Source organism: Vibrio glycogenivorans (genome assembly GCF_051660965.1).
Lineage (GTDB): Bacteria > Pseudomonadota > Gammaproteobacteria > Enterobacterales > Vibrionaceae > Vibrio.
In genome coordinates, this window is sequence record NZ_JBPVIS010000001.1 from 715451 (window position 1) to 735720 (window position 20270).

The following is a 20270-nucleotide window of genomic DNA, read 5'->3' on the forward strand; positions in this document are numbered from 1 at the left end:
TTCATCTACCAAGCATTGTTATTGGTTGGTTAGGCATTTGGCCTACCATGTTCTTTTTGCTTGGGTACCACGAATAACGGCGCCTCAAGGCCTGAGGCGCCGTCGACAGTCAGGGGATTAGTTACCGCCCGCACATGTCTTGGTTTCGATGTTGAATGCGCCACAAGAGAATGGCTTAGACCAGCTTGAGTACAGCTTGGCCGATTCAGGAAGGTATTTAGACCAGGCATCACCTGCGACTAGGCCGGTGGTTTCCCATACGATGTCAAACTGACCATCGTCTTGGATCTCACCGATCAAGACTGGTTTAGTGATGTGGTGGTTAGGCATCATAGTCGAGTAGCCACCTGATAGGTTTGGTACCGAGACGCCGATCATCGCATCTTGAACCGCTTCAGAGTCAGTGGTGCCTGCGATGGTGACCGCTTGAGTCCACATGTTAAAGCCGATGTAATGCGCTTCCATTGGGTCGTTAGTTACACGGTCTTCGTTCTTGATAAAGCTGTGCCACGCTTCAACAAACTCTTCGTTTTGGTCAGTATCGACGCTCATGAAGTAGTTCCAAGCGGCTAGGTGACCGACTAGAGGCTCAGTGTCCATACCAGATAGCTCTTCCTCACCAACTGAGAAGGCGATAACTGGAATGTCTTCCGATGATACGCCTTGCGCGCCTAGCTCTTTGTAGAACGGCACGTTCGCGTCACCATTGATGGTAGAGACAACGGCAGTCTGTTTGCCCTCAGAGCCAAAGCGCTTGATGTCAGAAACGATGGATTGCCAATCTGAGTGACCAAATGGCGTGTAGTTGATCATGATGTCGGCTTCATCGACACCTTTGGCTTTTAGGTATGACTCAAGGATACGGTTAGTCGTACGAGGGTAAACATAGTCAGTTCCCGCCAGTACCCAACGCTCCACTTCCAGCTCTTCCATTAGGTAGTCAACCGCTGGGATAGCTTGCTGGTTTGGCGCGGCACCTGTGTAGAAGACGTTTTTCGATGACTCTTCACCTTCGTACTGTACTGGGTAGAAAAGGATGCTGTTTAGCTCTTCGAAGACTGGTAGCATCGATTTGCGCGATACTGACGTCCAGCCACCAAACACCACGTCGACCTTCTCTTTCTCGATCAGCTCACGGGCTTTTTCCGCAAACATTGGCCAGTTGGACGCTGGGTCAACTACGACTGCTTCAAGTTTTCTACCTAGCAGGCCGCCCTTTTTGTTCTGCTCATCAACTAGCATCAACACGGTATCTTTCAGTGTGGTTTCACTGATTGCCATCGTGCCCGATAACGAGTGCAGAACGCCGACTTTAATTGTGTCGTCTGCAGCGAAAGCCGCACCGCAAGAAAGGGTTAGAGAGGTGCACAGTGCTGCTACCGATAAGTTGAACTTCTTGTTCATAGAGGATACTCCATCAAAGTGAATTGTTATTCATTCAATGGGTTACAAAAACGGTGCCAGATTGTCTCAGAGTTAGAACCAAAATTTAAGGTATTGATTTGTATAGAAATAAACCCAAAAAAGCCTCATCAGCTGTATTTTATCTCTCACCACCACTGCCTCAGCTTGGTGCAATATTCACGCCGTTGAACCAAAATGAAGAATTCAGTTGGAGATAGGTGCAAACCCTGCGCACTACCAGTGCAAGTGTTTGTTATTGAGAAACATTATGGGGCAAGCGCCGCTTCTATCAGCCCTAAATGCAATCCCGTCAGGTCATCATGATTAGTGCGATAGCCCCCACCGACCACCGCGGCGACCGGTAAACCTGCCTGACCGGCGATCTCAAACAGCAGTTTGTCTCGATGAAAGATGCCTTGGGCTGAGATTGACAGATAACCAAGCTCATCAGATTGGTGAATATCCACCCCGGCGTCATAGATAATCATGTCTGGTTGGTGCAAATTTATCGCCATCCGCACCACCTGCTCAAAGCTGTTCAAAAACTCATCATCTTGTGTCCCTCTCGCTAATGGCACATCCAAATCCGAAGCGGGCTTACGGGCGGGAAAATTTTTCTCACAATGAAAAGACAAGCTAATGATATCGGGATTATTGCCACACAATGTAGCCGTGCCGTCGCCATGATGGACATCGCTATCCACAATCAGCACGGTGCCAATCTCATCACGCTCTAGTGCCTGCTGCGCGGCAATCACCAAATCGTTGAACAGGCAAAAACCACTACCAAAATCCGCATGCGCGTGGTGATAGCCGCCGCTTAAATGAATCGCCAGACCGGTTTCTAGCGCTTTCTCCATCGCTAGCACAGTGCCCGCGGCTGAGGTAAGGGTGCGGGTGATCAACTGCTCACTCCAGGGAAAGCCGATTCGACGCATCTTGGCGGCAGCAATATCTCCTGAAACCAACGCATCGACATAATCCGAGCTATGGGTTTGCTTGACGACCTCAAGCTCGAGCATTTGTGGTTGGAAAAAGGCCACTTGAGCCTTCCAGTGAGGATCAACGTTGCAGCGCTGTTGTACGGCGCGGTGCAAGTAACGATACTTATTGATCGGATAACGATGCCCTTCGGGCAGTGGTAATTGGGAATAGATGGGGTGGTAAATTAGCGGCAGCATGCCCTAGACTCGTCGTTCCATGTTACGGGCAGTATAAAAGAAAACCGCGCGCTTGGCAGTAAGCCAACCACGCGGTTGTTAGATCACGATGATTAATCGGCTACCATCAGAATTGGTCTTCTTCGGTTGAGCCAGTCAACGCCGTGACAGAAGAGTTACCACCTTGAATCGTGTTGGTCATACGGTCAAAGTAGCCGGTACCCACCTCTTGTTGGTGCGCGACAAAGGTATAGCCTTTTTCGGCCGCTTCGAACTCAGGGCGCTGAACTTTTTCAACGTAGTGGCGCATACCCTCGCCTTGTGCATACGCGTGAGCCAGTTCAAACATGTTGAACCACATGTTATGAATACCAGCTAGTGTAATGAACTGGTATTTGTAGCCCATATTCGCGAGCTCTTGCTGGAACTTAGCGATAGTTTCCGCGTCGAGGTTTTTCTCCCAGTTGAACGATGGCGAGCAGTTATAAGCCAGCAGTTGCTCTGGGTGCTCAGCGTGGATCGCTTCAGCAAATTTACGTGCTTCTTCAAGGCATGGCTTAGCGGTCTCACACCAGATAAGGTCAGCGTATGGAGCGTAAGCTAAGCCACGTGCAATCGCTTGGTCGATACCTGCGCGAACGCGGTAGAAGCCCTCTGGTGTGCGTTCACCTTGGATAAAGTCCTGATCGTAAGGGTCACAGTCGGAAGTCAACAAATCAGCCGCATTGGCATCGGTGCGTGCGATAACCAAAGTCGTGGTGCCCGCAACGTCTGCTGCTAAACGTGCTGCGACTAGCTTCTGCACCGCTTCTTGGGTTGGTACCAACACTTTACCGCCCATGTGACCACATTTCTTCACAGATGCTAGCTGGTCTTCAAAGTGCACCCCGGCTGCCCCTGCATCAATCATCGACTTCATTAGCTCATAGGCATTGAGTACGCCACCAAAGCCCGCTTCCGCATCGGCAACGATAGGCAAGAAGTAGTCTACACCACCCTCATCTTCTGGCGCTTTGCCATTTGACCACTGGATTTGGTCAGCGCGGCGGAATGAGTTGTTGATGCGTTTCACTACTGAAGGCACAGAGTCAACCGGGTAGAGCGATTGGTCTGGGTACATGGTTGAGGCGGTGTTGTTATCCGCGGCGACCTGCCAGCCTGATAGGTAGATCGCTTCGATGCCGGCTTTGGCTTGCTGCACTGCTTGACCACCAGTTAGCGCGCCAAGGCAGTTAACATAGCCCTTTTTCGCGCTGCCATTAACCAGTGACCAAAGCTTGTCGGCACCGCGCTGGGCGATAGTATTCGCCGGCACCATAGAGCCACGCAGCTCTACGACTTCTTCTGCAGTATAGGTGCGTTTAACGTTTTTCCAGCGTGGGTTCTCTGCCCAATCTTTTTCTAGTGCTTCAATTTGTTGGCGGCGAGTAAGTGTCATGGTCGTTCCCTCTTTCATTTCATGTTAGTTATTGCTCGCAGTACCAATGATTTCGTGAACGAAACTAAAGCGAGTTCAGTGTCACCTTTGCGGTGGTTATAGTTATGATTAATTAATCTAAGTAGTCATAGCCTGGGACGGTTAAGAAGTTAGTCAGCTCATCGCTGGTGGTCAGTCTTGCCATCAGCGCAGCGGCTTCAGCAAAGCGTCCACTTTCAAAGCGAGCCTGACCCACCTCCTGCTTGACCACCTCTATCTCTTCTGCCAGGTATTGCTCAAACAGCGCCTTGGTCACCACTTGCCCGTTATCGAGCGATTTTCCATGTTGGATCCACTGCCAGATTGAGGCGCGTGAGATCTCTGCGGTGGCCGCATCCTCCATCAAGCCATAGATAGGCACACACCCGTTGCCTGAGATCCAAGCTTCGATGTATTGCAAAGCGACGCGAATATTGTGGCGCATGCCCTGCTCCGTGCGCTCGCCCTGACAAGGCTCAAGCAGCATCTCGGCAGTAATTGGATCATCGGTGTCCCTAAGCACATCGAGCTGGTTAGTACGCTCACCGAGCTTGGCATCAAATATCTCTCGAGCCGTGTCGGCAAGGCCCGGGTGGGCGACCCATGTACCATCGTGGCCATTGTTGGCCTCGAGTGATTTGTCATTGCGGATCTTGGTGAGCACCTGCTCATTTTGCTGTGGGTCTTTAGCAGGGATAAATGCTGCCATGCCGCCCATCGCAAACGCGCCGCGCTTATGACAGGTGCGCACCAACAAGCGCGAATAGGCATTCAGGAAAGGCTTATCCATGGTGACAACCTGGCGGTCAGGCAAGATACGCTCAGGGTATTTTTTTAGGGTTTTGATGTAGCTAAAGATATAATCCCAGCGCCCACAGTTGAGGCCAACGATGTGCTCTTTGAGTGCGAACAAGATCTCATCCATCTCAAACACGGCCGGCAAGGTCTCAATCAGCACCGTGGCTTTGATCGTGCCGGTATCCAGGCCAAAGTAATCCTCCGTAAAGTGGAATACCTCGCTCCACCATTTTGCCTCATGATGCGACTGCAACTTGGGCAGATAGAAGTAGGGACCACTGCCCTTCGCTAGCAAGGCTTGGTGGTTGTTGTAGAAGTACACAGCAAAATCAAACAACGCACCGGGAATGATGGCGCCGTTAAATTCAACGTGCTTTTCTTTTAAGTGCAAGCCACGCACGCGACAAATCAAGACCGCCGGGTCGTCGCACAGTTGATAATGCTTGCCGTTATCTGGGTTGGTATAGTCGATTTCGCCGCGTACGGCATCGCGTAGGTTGACTTGGCCATCGAGTACTTTGGTCCAAGCCGGCGACATCGAGTCCTCAAAGTCGGCCATAAACACCTTAACGTTGGCGTTAAGGGCATTAATGACCATCTTGCGATCCGTGGGACCGGTGATCTCTACTCTTCGGTCCTGCAGGTCGGCAGGGATACCCATGATCTTCCAGCTCCCCTCGCGAATATCGGCGGTGTCAGGGTTAAAGTCTGGCAGTTGGCCATTATCGATTGCCTGTTGGCGCGTTTCTCGCTCAGCTAGCAACTCGTCGACTCGACCGGCAAATCGCGCGCACAGCTGAGACAGGAAGACTTGCGCTTGCTCTGGGAAGATGTGTTGATGCTCGCTGCTCAAGCTGTGTGTGAGCGAAACCATAGGTGGGTTATCTTGGGCATGACTGTTTGAGTTGCTTGAAGTCGGTTGCGTTAACATGATCCGTCGTCCTTAGTCAGATTTCATTTGTAACTTACAAACTACATTTTTATTTTCTTTCCCTTCGATATCGACACCGCGACTACTGAGTAAAATATCACTTATTATCCCTTTTCAGTCGTCATACCTTAGGTGCTAATTTAGCTTGCTTGACATAGTAAAACCTTATATCAAAGGGCGAAAAAGGAAAACCTTCAAAGTTAATCAAAAGTTAAATTTGAAGTTTTGTATTGTCTGAACTAATACCCTACCTAGGTGACTCATTTGGTAATAATTACGTAATTTAATTACACAAACCCTACTGCTGAATTACCTACCTCAGCGATATGATTTGTAGCACGTTCGGCAAGACACTGTAATGTAGGGAGGTTTTGTGACAGTGGAGGGTTGGACGAGCCGTGAGCGTATCCGTGATAGGTGTAAAATTAACACTGTGAAATTTCACAATTTTATGAAAACTTCTCCACAGAGAAGCTGTGAAATTTCACAATAAAAAAATCACAGAAAGTGGAAAGCTCTACCTAGATGATAAATAGCAACATATTAACGGGCAATTTTAACTATTATTGGCATGAGACTAGGGTGAAATGTGTTGAATGCGACTAACTCGACTCATTTGAGAGGCACATTGTGTGCCTCCTACCTGAAAAACATGTGCATACGATTGACCTTGCAAGCTATGCCTGCAACTTACAGAAGCTCAGAGACCACCTCAGCTAACTCATCAAAGGTCGCCGTGCGCGAAGAGCTTGGGCGCCATACCAGGCCAATCTTACGATACGCCTCTTGCCCAGGCGGATCGACGATGACCAGGTTTTGGTTATCGAGCAAGCCGTGCTCAATGGCCATCTGCGGAATAAAGGTGGTGCCAAGGCCGTTGGCCACCATCTGTACCAGGGTATGCAAGCTAGTGGCACTAAATGGGTTAATCTTCTCTTTCTCGGTCAGTGCGCACGCAGACACAGCATGCTCGGTCAAGCAGTGCTCTTTTTCGAGTAAGAATACCGACTCATTGGGCAGGTCGTCATAACGGATCGGAGCGGTGATCTGATCCGCTTGGTTGCGACTGATGATCATCTTAAACGGATCTTCACCCACGATACGGCTGTGCATCTCGTCGATATCTACCGGCAAGGCCAAGATCAACACATCCAGCGAGCCTTGGCGCAGCGCCGCCAGCAAGTTGGTGGTGGTGTCTTCACGCAGCAGCAAGTCCAGCTGTGGATAGCGGGCATTAACCTCTTGAACCAGATCGCAGAGTAGAAACGGCGCAATGGTTGGGATACACCCAACGCGCAGCTGACCTTGCATCGAGTCACCCTGACATAAATAGCCAAGCTCGACGATATCTTGCCCTTTGGCGAGAAGCTCACGACCATGCTCAACCACTAACTCACCAGCATGGGTAAATACCAGTGGGCTCTTCTTGTCTTTTTTCTCATACAGCGGGCAGCCAATCAGCTCTTCGAGGTTTTGGATCCCCTTACTAAGCGTCGACTGACTGACAAAACACTTTTCAGCAGCCTCGCTGAAATGACGGGTTTCGTGCAGGGTGATCAGGTAATGGATCTGCTTTAAACTGGGCCACTTATTCATAGGAATGTCAGGTAAATATCATCAATTTGTAACCGAGCTAACATCGCAGGCGGCATAGGTTTAACTATCGCTTTTTTCGATTAACTCAATCTATTTAATTCGCTTTTTTCTATATTAACTTTTGTACTAGTATTTGTCCCGTACAAACGAGACCCAAACCAACACCTGATAATTAACGGTTTGGAATAAAACAATTTTTTAGGAGCAAAAAAATGGTACTAGTAGGTCGTCAAGCCCCAGACTTCACTGCAGCAGCGGTTCTAGGTAACGGTGAAATCGTTGATAACTTCAACTTTGCAGAGTTCACTAAAGGTAAGAAAGCGGTTGTTTTCTTCTACCCACTAGACTTCACTTTCGTTTGCCCATCAGAGCTAATCGCTTTCGATAACCGTCTAGCTGACTTCCAAGCTAAAGGTGTAGAGGTTATCGGTGTTTCAATCGATTCTCAGTTCTCTCACAACGCATGGCGTAACACTGCTATCGAAGATGGCGGTATCGGTCAAGTTAAGTACCCACTAGTTGCTGACGTTAAGCACGAAATCTGTAAAGCGTACGACGTTGAGCACCCAGAAGCGGGCGTTGCTTTCCGTGGTTCTTTCCTAATCGACGAAGACGGTCTTGTACGTCACCAAGTCGTTAACGACCTACCACTAGGCCGTAACATCGACGAGATGCTACGCATGGTAGACGCTCTAAACTTCCACCAGAAGCACGGCGAAGTATGTCCTGCACAGTGGGAAGAAGGTAAATCAGGTATGGACGCATCTCCAAAAGGTGTTGCAGCGTTCCTATCTGAGCACGCAGAAGACCTAGCTAAGTAAGGGTCTCGCACCAGCGCTCAACTGGTGCCTTGGTTGGAAGTTATAAAACAACGAGTGCAAAAAGCACCAACGCCAATCAGTTTTAGCATGTTTAAGTAAAGTCTTAACGATAAAAGCCCGAAGTTTACTTCGGGCTTTCTTATTTTAAAACACAGGTGCGAGGTGCGGGGACGCTGCGCTTCGGGGTACGAGGAGTTCGACTGGTTTCGCAAAATATTGGGTCTACAATTTGGTTTCACGTCACTCCTCAAGACTAGTAGCATCCATAGAACCCCTCGCTCCCCGTAGGGCAACGCCCGTACTCGCACCTCGCCCCTGTGTTACTGAAACGACATTTAGTATTCATTTACGGACTTAATTTGCTTGGGGTCTTTAAAGTCTGTCGGTGTGTATTTAAGATGGCTCTCAACTGATGAGTGCTGGTCAACGTTTTTACTGGGCTCATACAACAACGAATTGATACATGGAGATTCAATCATGGCTTACTTCTCTCTAGCCTTCGGTACGGCAACCAAAAACCGTGACGGTAAAATCATCGAAGCGTTTTTCCCAAACCCTGTTCTAAACCCTGCTGACGAACTTGTTCAAGCACTTGCTAGCGTTGCAGGCTACGAGCAAGGTAACCAGGCTATTGAAATCTCTGCTGAACTTGCGGCTGAGCTAGCAACCGCTTTTGCTGCCAATGGCGATGCGGCTAACGCGTCTTTCGCTGAAAAAGCGGCGCATTCAGCGCAGCCATTGGTGCTGGTTATTCTAGCGACTGATGAGCAACCACAGAGCGTTGCTGAGGGCTTCCTTAAGCTGCAACTTATCTCAAACCGCCTAGTTCAGCCGCACGGCACAGTACTTGACGGTATCTTTGGCCTGCTGCACAACATTGCATGGACTAACGAAGGCCCAATCGATCTGCCTGAGCTGGCTGAGCGTCAAATCGAAGCTCGCCTGGCAGGTCGCGCACTTAGCGTTGACTGCGTGGATAAGTTCCCGAAAATGGTTGATTACGTAGTACCAACGGGCGTGCGTATCGCAGATACCTCTCGCGTACGTCTTGGCGCGCACGTGGGCGAAGGCACCACGGTTATGCACGAAGGCTTTATCAACTTCAACGCAGGTACCACCGGCGTGAGCATGGTTGAAGGTCGTATCTCTGCGGGCGTTGTGGTTGGCAATGGCTCAGATATCGGTGGCGGCGCGTCTATCATGGGCACGCTTTCTGGCGGCGGTAAAGTGGTTGTGTCTATCGGTGAGAACTCACTGCTTGGCGCTAACGCAGGTCTTGGCTTCCCTATGGGTGACCGTTGTACGATTGAATCTGGTCTTTACGTGACTGCGGGTTCTAAAGTGCGCATGCTAGACTCTTCAGGCAACGAAGTGGAAGTGGTTAAAGCGCGCGATCTTGCCGGTGTTTCTGACCTACTGTTCCGTCGTAACTCTGTAACGGGTCAAATTGAGTGTCTAGCGAACAAGTCAGCGGTTGAACTGAACAGCGAGCTGCACAAAAACAACTAATTAGGTTGTTCACGCAGTCAATGACGGCGTATTGAATATCACAAAACGGTCTCGCTATGAGGCCGTTTTTTCGTCTAAAGCAACAGTTTTTTCCCCTGCCCCTGTAGAATGACCCAGTTCGGTGCATACTTTACCCAATGATGAATTCAGTATGGATGTGCCTATGCCAGTCAATGCTATCTCCACCCCTCGTTATGTCGTTGCTCTTGATCAGGGCACCACCAGCTCACGTGCCGTGGTTCTCGACCATGATGCCAATATTGTCGCGACCTCACAGCGCGAGTTTAGCCAAATCTATCCTAACGCTGGTTGGGTAGAACACGACCCGCTGGAGATCTGGGCAAGCCAGAGCGCCACTTTGGTTGAAGCGCTGGCCAAATCGGAGATCCGCAGCGATCAGGTCGCCGCGATCGGCATTACTAATCAGCGCGAAACGACCGTGGTGTGGAATAAGCATACTGGCAAGCCCGTGCATAACGCGATTGTTTGGCAGTGTCGGCGCACCTCCGATATTTGTCAGACACTGAAAAAGCAAGGACTTGAGCCAGAGATCCGCGAGCGAACCGGCCTGGTGCTTGACCCCTACTTTTCTGCCTCAAAAGTGCAGTGGATTTTGGATAACGTCGAAGGGGCTCGAGAGCAAGCCGAAGCTGGCGAGTTATTGTTTGGTACCATTGATACTTGGCTAGTGTGGAAAATGACGGCAGGGCGGGTGCATGCCACCGACTACACCAATGCATCACGCACCATGCTGTTCAATATCAACACGCTCGAGTGGGACCCGCGATTGCTTGAGCTCTTTACTATTCCGACCAGCATGATGCCAGAGGTCAAACCCTCTTCGTCCTTGTACGGCCAGGTCAATATCGGGGGCAAGGGCGGCACTCGCATCCCCATTGCCGGTATTGCGGGCGATCAGCAAGCGGCGCTGTTCGGTCAGATGTGTGTCTCACCAGGGCAAGCCAAGAACACCTATGGGACCGGCTGTTTCTTGTTGATGAACACGGGCAAAGAGAAAGTGGTGTCACAAAATGGGCTGTTGACTACCCTTGCTTGTGATAGCCATGGAAAACCTTGCTTTGCGCTCGAGGGCTCGGTATTTATGGGCGGGGCGGCTATCCAGTGGCTGCGAGATGAGTTGAAGCTCATAGCCGATGCCAAAGACAGCGAATACTTCGCGACTAAGGTCGACTCCTCCAACGGCGTCTATGTGGTGCCTGCCTTTACCGGTCTCGGTGCGCCCCATTGGGATGCCTATGCGCGTGGCACCATCGTCGGTCTTACTCGCGGTACCAGCAGCAATCATATTATTCGCGCCACATTAGAGAGCATCGCTTATCAAACCTATGATGTCCTTAGTGCCATGCAAGCCGATTCGGCACTCACCATCAGCACCCTCAAGGTGGACGGTGGAGCGGTTGCCAACAACTTCTTGATGCAATACCAAGCCGATCTGCTCGACTGTAAAGTGGTAAGGCCCAAGATCACCGAAGTCACGGCACTCGGCGCGGCTTACCTCGCGGGGCTGGCGGTGGATTTTTGGCCCGATATCGATGTACTTAGAGACAAAGCGGATATCGATACCTGCTTTGAGCCGCACCCTGATGACAATAAGCGTCAACAGCGCTACACGGGTTGGCAACGAGCCATCAAGTGTGCCCGGGTTTGGGCCGAGTTAGAGAGTGGTGATAGCGAATAAAATATCGAGAGTTTTCACTGGCTCAATCTCGCAAAAATGAACATTGAGCCTTAGCTTCAAGCCAAAACACTGGGTTGCTCACGGTTAGCCTGAAAACGTTTTCAATATACTGACTCCAGGTCTCCATATCCATGGTGTTTTTACGCGAACGATAGCCCTAATTCGTTCCCGTCAAAATGGCTTCGGATGACACAAGATTAGGGAATAATGAATGAATGGATTGAACAACCCTTATGCACACCCAGACCACCCGCTTGATCTCCTGGTGATTGGCGGGGGGATTAATGGCGCCGGTATTGCGGCGGAAGGTGCGACTCGCGGCTTATCAGTCGGTGTTTTTGATGCTGCAGACTTTGCCTCTTCGACCTCCTCGGCAAGCTCTAAACTGATCCACGGTGGGCTGCGCTACCTTGAGCACTATGAATTTCGCTTGGTCGCTGAGGCGCTTGCTGAGCGGGAAATCCTGCTTAAAAAGGTGCCACACCTCTCTTTTCCGATGCGCTTTCGCCTGCCCCATCGGCCGTTTCTTCGCCCAGCATGGATGATCCGTGCCGGACTGTTTCTCTATGATACTCTCGGCAAATATCCCGTGGTTGGCCGTGAGGACTCGGTACTGGCCAGCAGCAAGCGGGTCAACCTGAGTGAGACCGGCTTGTTCAAGCCCGATATCCGGATTGGTTTTGAGTATTCCGACTGTTGGGTCGATGATGCGCGCCTGGTTTTGGCCAACATGCAGACGGCTCGAGATAGCCGCGCGGTGGTACAAAACTATTCTCGCGTGGTGAGTGCCGAGCGCGAGCAAGGCTTATGGAAAGTTTGGGTCGATAACCTGCGCACCAAGCGCAAAGAGGCCTATTATGCTAAAACACTCGTCAACGCCACCGGCCCTTGGGTTAAACACTTTTATGATCACCATTTAACCAACCCATCCCCGCACAATGTTCGTCTGATTAAGGGTAGTCATATCGTGGTGCCCAAGCTCTATGACAGCGATGAAGCCTATATCTTACAAAACCAAGATGGGCGAATTGTGTTTGTGATCCCTTACCTCGACAAGTACTCCATGATTGGCACCACCGACCAAGAGTACCATGGCGATCCGCGCGATGTGGCTATCTCAGACCATGAGATTGACTACCTGATCGACATCATCGGCCAGCACTTTGTCAAGGGTATTGAGCGTGACGATATTGTCTGGTCATTTAGCGGCGTGCGCCCTCTGTGTGATGACGAAGAAGCCTCACCACAGGCGATCAGTCGAGACTACACGCTAGAGTTGGAGCAAGAGCTGGACGAAGCACCACTGCTGTCGGTGTTTGGTGGTAAGCTCACCACCTACCGCAAACTGGCCCAAACGGCCATCGACAAACTCACACCCTATTTTCGTCATATCGCCCCACCACTTGAGTGCGCTAAGCCACTGTTTGGGGGAGACTTAGATACCGACCTGCACAGCTATACCCTGCAACTTGAGGTGCGTTATCCCTTTGTTGAAAAGACTCAGCTTGCTCGCTATGCCAAGCAGTATGGCTCGCAGGTCAAGCGACTTCTCGAGGGGATCAAGTCAGTTGAAGACATGGGGCAGCACTTTGGCGGCAGCCTTTATCAGCATGAGGTCGACTTCCTGATGAACACCGAGTGGGCCTACAATGCCGAGGATATCTTGTGGCGTCGCACTAAGGTCGGTCTTGAGCTATCCGCTGCACAGGTGCAAAGCGTTGAGCAGTATATCCATCAGCAACACGCAAAGCTTTGCTATCTATTTCGCAAATAACCAGTTAGCCAGGATGCCCATCCACTCTTGGGGTGCAGAGCATTCTGGCAAATTTCACCACAAACAGGCCAAATGCCAACACCCATAAGCCTGCACTTATCTCTATCCAGCGCAACATCAACTCAGGGTACAACGCCGTCCCAAGGCTACGGATCAACGCGGCAGCGATAATGGCAGCAAACGCCAGGCCCATCGAGGGGCCCTGGTAAATGGCACGCCCGGTATGTCCCATGGTGACGCGAGCAATCATCGATAAGATAACCCCGCCAAACGTACCAATCGCAAACAGATGGATAAGTGCATGCTGCGCGGCGGGGTTGTCCCAAGCGCCACGTAATACCAAGCTAATTGGTAAGCACAAGTAACTCAGATGCAATGACCACAATAGCGGCTCTTTTAAGGTTAACCATGGTCGCCAACGTAACACGCGCGCAAGCTGGAACAGACCACCTGAAAGCATTAGGGTAGGTGCGAGTTGGATATAGCTCAGTGGGAAAAAGCTTAAAATAAACAACCCGATCAAAGGCAGATTACTAAGCCACTCTAGCCAAATCAATGGCTGGGGCTTAGCAAACTCAAGCCGGCGGGCGGTAAAAAACGGGATCACCCTCCCCCCCATTACCGAAAGAAGCAAGGCGAACCACCACAGCATCGCTTGCCAAACCGCGGAGGCACTAAATGGGGCGACTCCCTTGATCGTCGCATAACTGGCAAAATTCGCTGCGATCGCAAGCAAAAACAGGGGAACAAAAAATAGGTTACGCCACCCCTTAGCCTGAAACACTCGGCTACCAACTTCAAATGCCGTCAGGGCTAAGAAAACCGCCTCAATCGTCGCCACCAGCCACAAAGGGATGGGTGTCCAGAATAACACTCGCACCACAAGCCAAAGGGCGACAAGCCATCCTAGCCGATAAGACTTAACTCCCGCTATTCCCGTCCAATTTTGCACTGCCGTCAGCACAAAGCCAGCGACAATCGCCATACCAAAACCAAACATCATCTCGTGCACATGCCACCATAGTGGAGGAACAGAGAGCTGCGAAGGGGCGCCAGTGCGAAACATCCATACCCACAACACGATAGCCACTATGGCATAGACGCTACCCAGTAAGAAAAAAGGTCGAAAGCCAAGTCGTAAAACCGGGGTAATGCCCTCTTCAACCTTGCGGTCAGTGATGTTCAACATGGAAAGGAGTCCTCTGCGGTGCGTTTTTGCTCAGTGTATCTACACTTTAAAACATGCACAATATATACATGTTTTATCTGTCAACGTTTCCATATTTTAAATTGATAATTATCAACGATATATCTTATAAACTATTTTTTTCATTTCTATTATTGCTCTGTTGTTACACTTAGGTTGTAATAGCTACAACAAAGGACTTATTTGATCCACCACCAATCGATGCGTAAAACACAAGGGAGAAGAACCAATGGCTACCATCAAGGATGTCGCGAAAGAAGCAGGTGTCTCTGTCGCTACGGTCTCACGGGTTCTTAACAACTCGCCAAAAGCGAGTAAAAACTCCATCGATGTGGTTAACGCGGCGATGAAAAAGCTGGGTTACCGCCCTAATGCCACAGCTAGAGCACTGGTTAGCAAGAGCTCGAGCACCATTGGTGTGCTGGTCAGTGATGTTTCGGACCCCTTTTTTGGTGTGATGCTCAAGTCCATCGATCGTATTGCCCATCAAAATGACAAGCACATCCTAGTCGGTAATGGTTATCACGACGCCGCGAGTGAGCGCCGCGTGATAGAACTGCTGATCAACAGTCGCTGTGATGCGCTTGTGATCCACTCCAAGGGCTTGACCGATGAGGAGCTGATCGCCTACGCCGAGGAAGTCAAAGGCTTGGTGCTGATCAACCGCACCATCCCTGAGATCGCTGAGCGCTGCATTTCGCTGGATAACTATCGCGGTGCCTACCTGGCTACCGAGCACCTAATCAAGCAGGGCCACAGCAAAATTGCCTGTATCTCCTCAACGCATCAGATTGACGATGCCGAAGAGCGGATCAAAGGCTATCAAGAGGCGCTCAGAGACAATGGTATCGAACTGCCTAGCTCTTACATCGAGTACTGTGAACCGAACAGTGAAGGCGGAGAGCAAGCGATGACGACCCTGCTGAGTAAATCACTCGATATGACTGCAGTGGTAGCCTACAACGATTATATCGCGGCAGGCGCGCTGTCGATCACTCAGGAGAACAGCATATCCGTGCCTGATCAGCTGTCGATTGTCGGCTTTGATGATGGCTTGATTGCCCGCTACGTATACCCACAGCTAACCACCGTGCGCTACCCTATCGCGATGATGGCAGAAAAAGCCGCCGAGCTTGCCCTGGCCTTGGCTCACGATGATCAAAGCAATCAAGATTCAATTTGCTATACGCCTACCCTAGTGCGTCGTGACTCAGTGACGCGACATCTAGGCTAAAAACTCGCACACTTAAAGAAATAAATCTCATACTTTCCTACACTTGTGCCTAGTTACTGGCAAACAGTAGGGAAAGTATGAGACAGCAACACCCCCTGATAACCAATCTGCTGATCCTGTTCTTAATGGGTATCGCGCTTTTTGCCTTCAATCCGTTTATCGCCCGTGAGGAGACCTTGCTCCTGTACGACAGTAAGCGTTTTTTTGCTATGGCGGTGATCGGTCTCAGTCTCGCTGCGATAGCGCTGATGCCCTCGGTTAGGCAGTCTATTGTCGCCAGTTGGCAATCACTCTCTCTCACGACACAAAGCCTCGTTGGGGTGTTTTTGGCTTCTAGCCTGATTGCCACTCTGTTTGCGCTCTACCCACTTGGCGCTGTGACGCACTGGCTATATTTGATTGGTTTAACGGCTCTGCTGTTTACCCTTCAGCCTATCGCCTATCGTGAGCGAAAAAGGGTCTGGCTGTACTTTTGTTGGATCAGTGTCTTGCTATTTCTAAGTGTCGCTCTTGGCTTCTGGATGCGGCTCGGCCAGGGCCTCAATGTCAGTCAATCAACGATACTAAGCTTTGTTAACCCGCGCTTTCTCAATCAGGTACAGATCTGGCTTGTGATCCCAATAGCCTACCTAGTCATCCTCCAAACGCGGCAAGGAACAAGTACGCTTCTCACCCGTAGTTTACTCATTCTCCACTGTGCCATTATCGCCGCCACCAATGCACGAGGGCCGGTGCTCGCCTTGCTCGGCGCGTCTTTGCTGCTTATCTACGCTGATAAACCAAATCGCCAACTGTGGTGGCAGCTTGTGTGGCAGAGTGCATTAACTGGCTTTATCGTCAGCAAGATTTTTCTTTACCCGCTGCCAAGCTTCCTGCTTGGCCACACTTTTGAATTTGCTGCAGAGGAAATCAAGGAGTCTGCCCGCCTAAAAATGTGGCAAGAAACCCTGTCTATGAGCAACTTTTGGGGGTTAGGAGGCGAAGCTTTTGTTTGTGATAGCAATAAGTTTGGCCGGCCACACAACTCGGTTCTCAATGTTCTGGTTCATTGGGGGGTATTGGCAGCGATATCCTATGTGTTATTGAGCTGTAAGGCACTGCTGGTTACCTTACGCGCCACCAGCACCCGCATTCGTGTCGCTGGGGCAACGCTCTTGGCGGGGCTAGCCTATAGCCTAGTCTCGGGGGTACTAGACTCTCCGCTTAGTCAGCTCTTGGCCGTGCTGAGTTGTGCTATTTTCTGGGGAGCCCTGTGCCCCTCCCAACCAAGCGCGGGAAAAAAACCTCGCCGCTTAGGGTTTATACTGATCGCCGTCGCTCTGCTTTCTCTAGTCTCGCTTACTTACAAAGGCTACCAGAGAGCAAGCCACTACCCAGAATATCAACCAAAGATAAAAACTCAGTTCTGGTTAGGGTACAACTGCAGCGCAGACCCTGGTAGGAAGTGAGTTACTTTACCACAGCTCGAACACACTCAATTAGCCATTTTAGTGGCTCTTCATGCTGGCGAGATTTGAGGTAAAGCAGTTGGATATCAAAGTCGGCCACTTCAATCGGCGCCTTAGCTGCTTTAAGCGCATGATTGTCCATCTCCATTTCAGCAAAGCGCTTTGGTACAGTGCACACCAACTCTCGCCCTAGCAGCAGACGGCGTATGGTCAAAAAGTGACGAGAGCTTACACCGACCCGGCGACTTACACCTTGCTCGGCCAGCAAAGCATCCACCATGGTATGTAAGTTCCCATCCGGACTCACTAGAGCCTGCTCTACTTGAATAAACTCCTCTAACGAAACGGGATTAGAAAAACGCACTGTTTTGGGGTCAAACAAACACAAGTGCTGCTCGGTATAAAGCCGCTCGGAGCAATACCTTGAGTGGACTCTCTCGATACTGCCGATGACGACATCTATTTCATGACGCTCTACCATCTCATTGTAATTGCTACGATTGACGTTGAAAAAGCTCACCTGTGCCTGAGGCGCCTGAGACTTGATAGCATCATACAAAGCAGGGGCAAACAACTGCTCGGCATAATCCGTTAAACCTATTTTGCACACCCCCTTAAATGCACCAACAATAAACTCCTCTTGGGCTAAAAACTCGTACTGGATGGTGCTAAGCAGTGTGTTTACCTTGGGCGCAAGCTCAATGGCACGCCGTGTTGGCTCCATGCGTGTGCCCACGCGCTCAAACATTGGGTCGGCAAACAGTTGACGAATTCTCTGCAAGGTATGACTCATGGCCGATTGACTGACAAAGCACTGCTCGGCAGCGAGGCTAACACTGCGCGTTTGGTAAAGGGCTTGAAAGGCGACCAGCAGATTGAGGTCAATGCCTTTCCAGTTGAACTGATTCATCGGTAAATCCCATTTGATTCATATTATGTATTAAAAGCATTAATTTGAGTAATTTTAATCGATTCTTTAAGGTGTGCACTGACTAATTTTGATAAGAGACTTTGGATAATGTTTTCCCTGTTTAAAACTTTCTTTCTGCTCGGCTGGGTGAGCTTTGGTGGGCCCGCCGCCCACATTGGCTACTTTCGCAATACCTTCGTTGAAAAGCTAAGATGGCTCACTGACGAAGAGTACGCTCAATTAGTCGCGCTCAGTCAATTCTTGCCGGGCCCAGGCTCTAGCCAGGTTGGTTTTGCGGTGGGTTATAAGAAATCCGGCCTTATCGGGGGCATGCTAGCATTTGTTGGCTTCACTCTGCCTTCCGTGATCATTATGTTGGTTTTAGCCACCTTAAGTGCCGAGCTCTCAGACTTAACCTGGTTTGACTCTGTCATTCATGGGCTAAAATTGCTTGCCGTCGTGGTGGTTGCCGATGCAACCTGGGGGATGTATAACAATTTTTGTAAGAGCAAGGTCGGGCTTGGGCTGTTTGTGTTTACCGCACTCGCTTTACTACTCTTACCCAGTATTGCCACTCAGATCCTTGTATTAATGATCGCGGCGATCATCGGGATGCGCACCCTGCAAGGCGAGGCGCCAAAAGACAAGTTGCGCTTTACCGCGAGTTGGTCTCCCCTACTACTTTTCTTGGCCTTATTTGCGGGTCTGCCATTTATCGCCCAGCTCACCCCTGAGTTGAGCCTATTCAACAGCTTCTTTCAGGCGGGGAGCTTAGTTTTCGGCGGCGGTCATGTGGTCCTACCGCTACTACAAAACCTGGTGGGTGAACAGCTTGGCCCCGATACCTTTTTGACTGGCTACGCCGCAGCTCAAGCCGTACCAGGACCGATGTTTACTTTTGCGACTTATCTCGGCTACGACCTATTACCAAGCGCACCGATCTGGGGGGCAGTATTGGCTACGTTAGCGGTCTTTTTGCCAGGCTTCTTGCTGTTGCTGGGCGTGTTAAAACACTGGGATGTTTTGGCTGCCATGCCCAAGGTGTCGGGCGCTCTAAAAGGGGTTAATGCCGCGGTCGTTGGCTTGCTGCTGTCAGCGCTTTATCAACCTGTTTTCACCAGTGCGGTCCTATCTGGAGTTGATTTTGCCCTAGTGATTGCCGGCCTATACTTGCTAAAGCACAAAAAGTTGCCGATCGTTTGGATGGTCGCGCTCTTTTCTGCCAGTGGCCCTATCGTGCAGATGTGGTAGTGAGAAAAAGCCCCCCAAAGTCGCCTTCGGGGGGCAGTGATTATTCGTTGGTTTGCGCGACGACTAGATTCGCCTCTCTTACCTTCTCAAGCGCTCGCGCGAGGTTCTCATTGGCAACCTTATAATAAGTCGGCTTCTTATCGATCGCCTGCTCTAAATAAGGAATAGCTTGCTCATAGTTACCCTGAAGCATAAGGAAGTATCCGACATTGTTTAACGCCTCAGCCACGTCCATCTGTTGCTGGAAAACATTCAAGGCACGCTTGATCTCTCCATCTCCCAGATAAATAAGGGCGAGGTTATTCAAGGCTTTCTCATTGTCAGGCTGTTTCTCCAGTGCGGACAAGGTATAACGCCTTGCCGCTGAATAGTCGCCGGACATATAGAAGGAATACCCAGTGTTAATTAGAGCATTGACTGAAGCAGGATCGATTTGCAACGCCTTACGATAGAATGCCTGAGCTAGGTCGTGCTCTTTTTCAACATCATAAATCACCCCAAGCCCAGAGTAGGCCTTCAGAGGAGACTGTCTATCAACCACTAAACCATTTACCTGGATACCTCTGTCCTCATCCTGGACCTTAATTGATACATTATGGCCTTGACGAATTTGGTCTGCGTTGATGGCACGATAGAAGTAGGTCTCTCCCAGAACAACATCCCCTGATTTGGTGTACAGCACACCTAATTGTTCAAGAACTTGCGCGTTATTTGGGTTTTCTTCTACCGCTTGTAAATACGCCTTTTCAGCTAATGGCCCGTTGCCTCTTGCTTGATGAATCCGGCCAATCTGATAGAGCGATTGGTCTTTCATTACCGCATCATCAAAGGAGAGCGAACGAATATATTCATACAGCGCAAGATCATAGTTGCCTTCACTTAACGCTTGGTCGCCACGCTGAATAGCTTCTACTTCACTGGTTGACGGCATTTTTCCTGCGATTGAGTCGATCGGCTTGCCTTCATACAGAGACGTATCTAGCGACGAGGCGGATTCTGAATTGGTATTGGCACAACCGACCAATAACATGACTAGGGTCATACATCCTATCTGTATTGTTTTCATAGTTTA

At 50.2% G+C, this 20270-nt stretch carries 15 protein-coding genes; 7 read left to right on the forward strand and 8 right to left on the reverse strand.

Features of this window, described 5'->3' with window-relative positions; translation table 11 throughout:
• Positions 1-117: 117 nt before the first annotated feature.
• The 5 genes from urtA to ACSTTG_RS03240 form a co-directional block, all read right to left on the reverse strand.
• Positions 118-1404 (reverse strand): urea ABC transporter substrate-binding protein, encoded by a 1287-nt coding sequence (gene urtA / locus ACSTTG_RS03220; protein ID WP_438473773.1) that lies wholly within the window; start codon positions 1402-1404, stop codon positions 118-120.
• Between the two features lie 266 nt (positions 1405-1670).
• Complete coding sequence (locus tag ACSTTG_RS03225; protein ID WP_438459004.1) at positions 1671-2585, reverse strand: histone deacetylase family protein; 915 nt, start codon at positions 2583-2585, stop codon at positions 1671-1673.
• 106 nt (positions 2586-2691) lie between these two features.
• Positions 2692-4002 carry an isocitrate lyase gene (aceA, locus tag ACSTTG_RS03230; RefSeq protein WP_438459005.1) on the reverse strand — a complete coding sequence of 437 codons (1311 nt, stop codon included), beginning with the start codon at positions 4000-4002 and terminating at the stop codon, positions 2692-2694.
• A gap of 112 nt (positions 4003-4114) precedes the next feature.
• Positions 4115-5692 (reverse strand): malate synthase A, encoded by a 1578-nt coding sequence (aceB, locus tag ACSTTG_RS03235; RefSeq protein WP_438473910.1) that lies wholly within the window; start codon positions 5690-5692, stop codon positions 4115-4117.
• 747 nt (positions 5693-6439) lie between these two features.
• Positions 6440-7345 carry a hydrogen peroxide-inducible genes activator gene (locus tag ACSTTG_RS03240; protein ID WP_438459006.1) on the reverse strand — a complete coding sequence of 302 codons (906 nt, stop codon included), beginning with the start codon at positions 7343-7345 and terminating at the stop codon, positions 6440-6442.
• A 212-nt stretch (positions 7346-7557) separates the two neighbouring features.
• Between ACSTTG_RS03240 and ACSTTG_RS03245 the strand changes: the two genes are divergently transcribed.
• The 4 genes from ACSTTG_RS03245 (at position 7558) to glpD (ending at position 13148) form a co-directional block, all read left to right on the forward strand.
• Positions 7558-8166: a peroxiredoxin C gene (locus ACSTTG_RS03245; protein WP_438459007.1), complete on the forward strand. Its 609-nt coding sequence runs from the start codon at positions 7558-7560 to the stop codon at positions 8164-8166.
• Positions 8167-8643: 477 nt separating this feature from the next.
• The gene (gene dapD / locus ACSTTG_RS03250) at positions 8644-9675 is read left to right on the forward strand and encodes a 2,3,4,5-tetrahydropyridine-2,6-dicarboxylate N-succinyltransferase (protein WP_438459008.1); all 1032 of its coding nucleotides are present in this window, start codon (positions 8644-8646) and stop codon (positions 9673-9675) included.
• 163 nt (positions 9676-9838) lie between these two features.
• On the forward strand, positions 9839-11374 hold the full coding sequence (gene glpK, locus ACSTTG_RS03255) for a glycerol kinase GlpK (RefSeq protein ID WP_438473774.1): 1536 nt from the start codon (positions 9839-9841) through the stop codon (positions 11372-11374).
• Positions 11375-11585: 211 nt separating this feature from the next.
• Entirely contained in the window at positions 11586-13148 is a 1563-nt protein-coding gene (glpD, locus tag ACSTTG_RS03260) for a glycerol-3-phosphate dehydrogenase (RefSeq protein ID WP_438459010.1), read from the forward strand.
• A 4-nt stretch (positions 13149-13152) separates the two neighbouring features.
• On the opposite strand, the gene ACSTTG_RS03265 is transcribed toward glpD, so the two are convergent.
• A complete protein-coding gene (locus ACSTTG_RS03265; RefSeq protein ID WP_438473775.1) occupies positions 13153-14337 on the reverse strand; it encodes an NnrS family protein in 1185 nt (394 codons plus the stop codon).
• A 247-nt stretch (positions 14338-14584) separates the two neighbouring features.
• On the opposite strand from ACSTTG_RS03265, the gene ACSTTG_RS03270 reads away from it, so the two are divergent.
• Positions 14585-15589 carry a substrate-binding domain-containing protein gene (locus ACSTTG_RS03270; protein ID WP_438459012.1) on the forward strand — a complete coding sequence of 335 codons (1005 nt, stop codon included), beginning with the start codon at positions 14585-14587 and terminating at the stop codon, positions 15587-15589.
• A 77-nt stretch (positions 15590-15666) separates the two neighbouring features.
• Entirely contained in the window at positions 15667-17037 is a 1371-nt protein-coding gene (locus tag ACSTTG_RS03275; protein WP_438473776.1) for an O-antigen ligase family protein, read from the forward strand.
• A gap of 1 nt (position 17038) precedes the next feature.
• Here the strand turns inward: ACSTTG_RS03275 and ACSTTG_RS03280 are convergent, their stop codons facing one another.
• A complete protein-coding gene (locus ACSTTG_RS03280) occupies positions 17039-17947 on the reverse strand; it encodes a LysR family transcriptional regulator (RefSeq protein WP_438473777.1) in 909 nt (302 codons plus the stop codon).
• A 108-nt stretch (positions 17948-18055) separates the two neighbouring features.
• Here ACSTTG_RS03280 and chrA point away from each other — a divergent pair, with 108 nt between their 5' ends.
• Positions 18056-19198 carry a chromate efflux transporter gene (gene chrA, locus ACSTTG_RS03285; protein ID WP_438473778.1) on the forward strand — a complete coding sequence of 381 codons (1143 nt, stop codon included), beginning with the start codon at positions 18056-18058 and terminating at the stop codon, positions 19196-19198.
• 40 nt (positions 19199-19238) lie between these two features.
• Here the strand turns inward: chrA and ACSTTG_RS03290 are convergent, their stop codons facing one another.
• On the reverse strand, positions 19239-20264 hold the full coding sequence (locus tag ACSTTG_RS03290; protein WP_438459016.1) for a tetratricopeptide repeat protein: 1026 nt from the start codon (positions 20262-20264) through the stop codon (positions 19239-19241).
• Between the last annotated feature and the right edge of the window lie 6 nt (positions 20265-20270).

Coding starts and splice junctions, on each gene's coding strand:
- urtA (WP_438473773.1), bottom strand. CDS start 1,404: ATGAACAAGAAGTTCAACTTATCGGTAGCAGCACTGTGCACCTCTCTA.
- ACSTTG_RS03225 (WP_438459004.1), bottom strand. CDS start 2,585: ATGCTGCCGCTAATTTACCACCCCATCTATTCCCAATTACCACTGCCC.
- aceA (WP_438459005.1), bottom strand. CDS start 4,002: ATGACACTTACTCGCCGCCAACAAATTGAAGCACTAGAAAAAGATTGG.
- aceB (WP_438473910.1), bottom strand. CDS start 5,692: ATGGTTTCGCTCACACACAGCTTGAGCAGCGAGCATCAACACATCTTC.
- ACSTTG_RS03240 (WP_438459006.1), bottom strand. CDS start 7,345: ATGAATAAGTGGCCCAGTTTAAAGCAGATCCATTACCTGATCACCCTG.
- ACSTTG_RS03245 (WP_438459007.1), top strand. CDS start 7,558: ATGGTACTAGTAGGTCGTCAAGCCCCAGACTTCACTGCAGCAGCGGTT.
- dapD (WP_438459008.1), top strand. CDS start 8,644: ATGGCTTACTTCTCTCTAGCCTTCGGTACGGCAACCAAAAACCGTGAC.
- glpK (WP_438473774.1), top strand. CDS start 9,839: ATGCCAGTCAATGCTATCTCCACCCCTCGTTATGTCGTTGCTCTTGAT.
- glpD (WP_438459010.1), top strand. CDS start 11,586: ATGAATGGATTGAACAACCCTTATGCACACCCAGACCACCCGCTTGAT.
- ACSTTG_RS03265 (WP_438473775.1), bottom strand. CDS start 14,337: ATGTTGAACATCACTGACCGCAAGGTTGAAGAGGGCATTACCCCGGTT.
- ACSTTG_RS03270 (WP_438459012.1), top strand. CDS start 14,585: ATGGCTACCATCAAGGATGTCGCGAAAGAAGCAGGTGTCTCTGTCGCT.
- ACSTTG_RS03275 (WP_438473776.1), top strand. CDS start 15,667: ATGAGACAGCAACACCCCCTGATAACCAATCTGCTGATCCTGTTCTTA.
- ACSTTG_RS03280 (WP_438473777.1), bottom strand. CDS start 17,947: ATGAATCAGTTCAACTGGAAAGGCATTGACCTCAATCTGCTGGTCGCC.
- chrA (WP_438473778.1), top strand. CDS start 18,056: ATGTTTTCCCTGTTTAAAACTTTCTTTCTGCTCGGCTGGGTGAGCTTT.
- ACSTTG_RS03290 (WP_438459016.1), bottom strand. CDS start 20,264: ATGAAAACAATACAGATAGGATGTATGACCCTAGTCATGTTATTGGTC.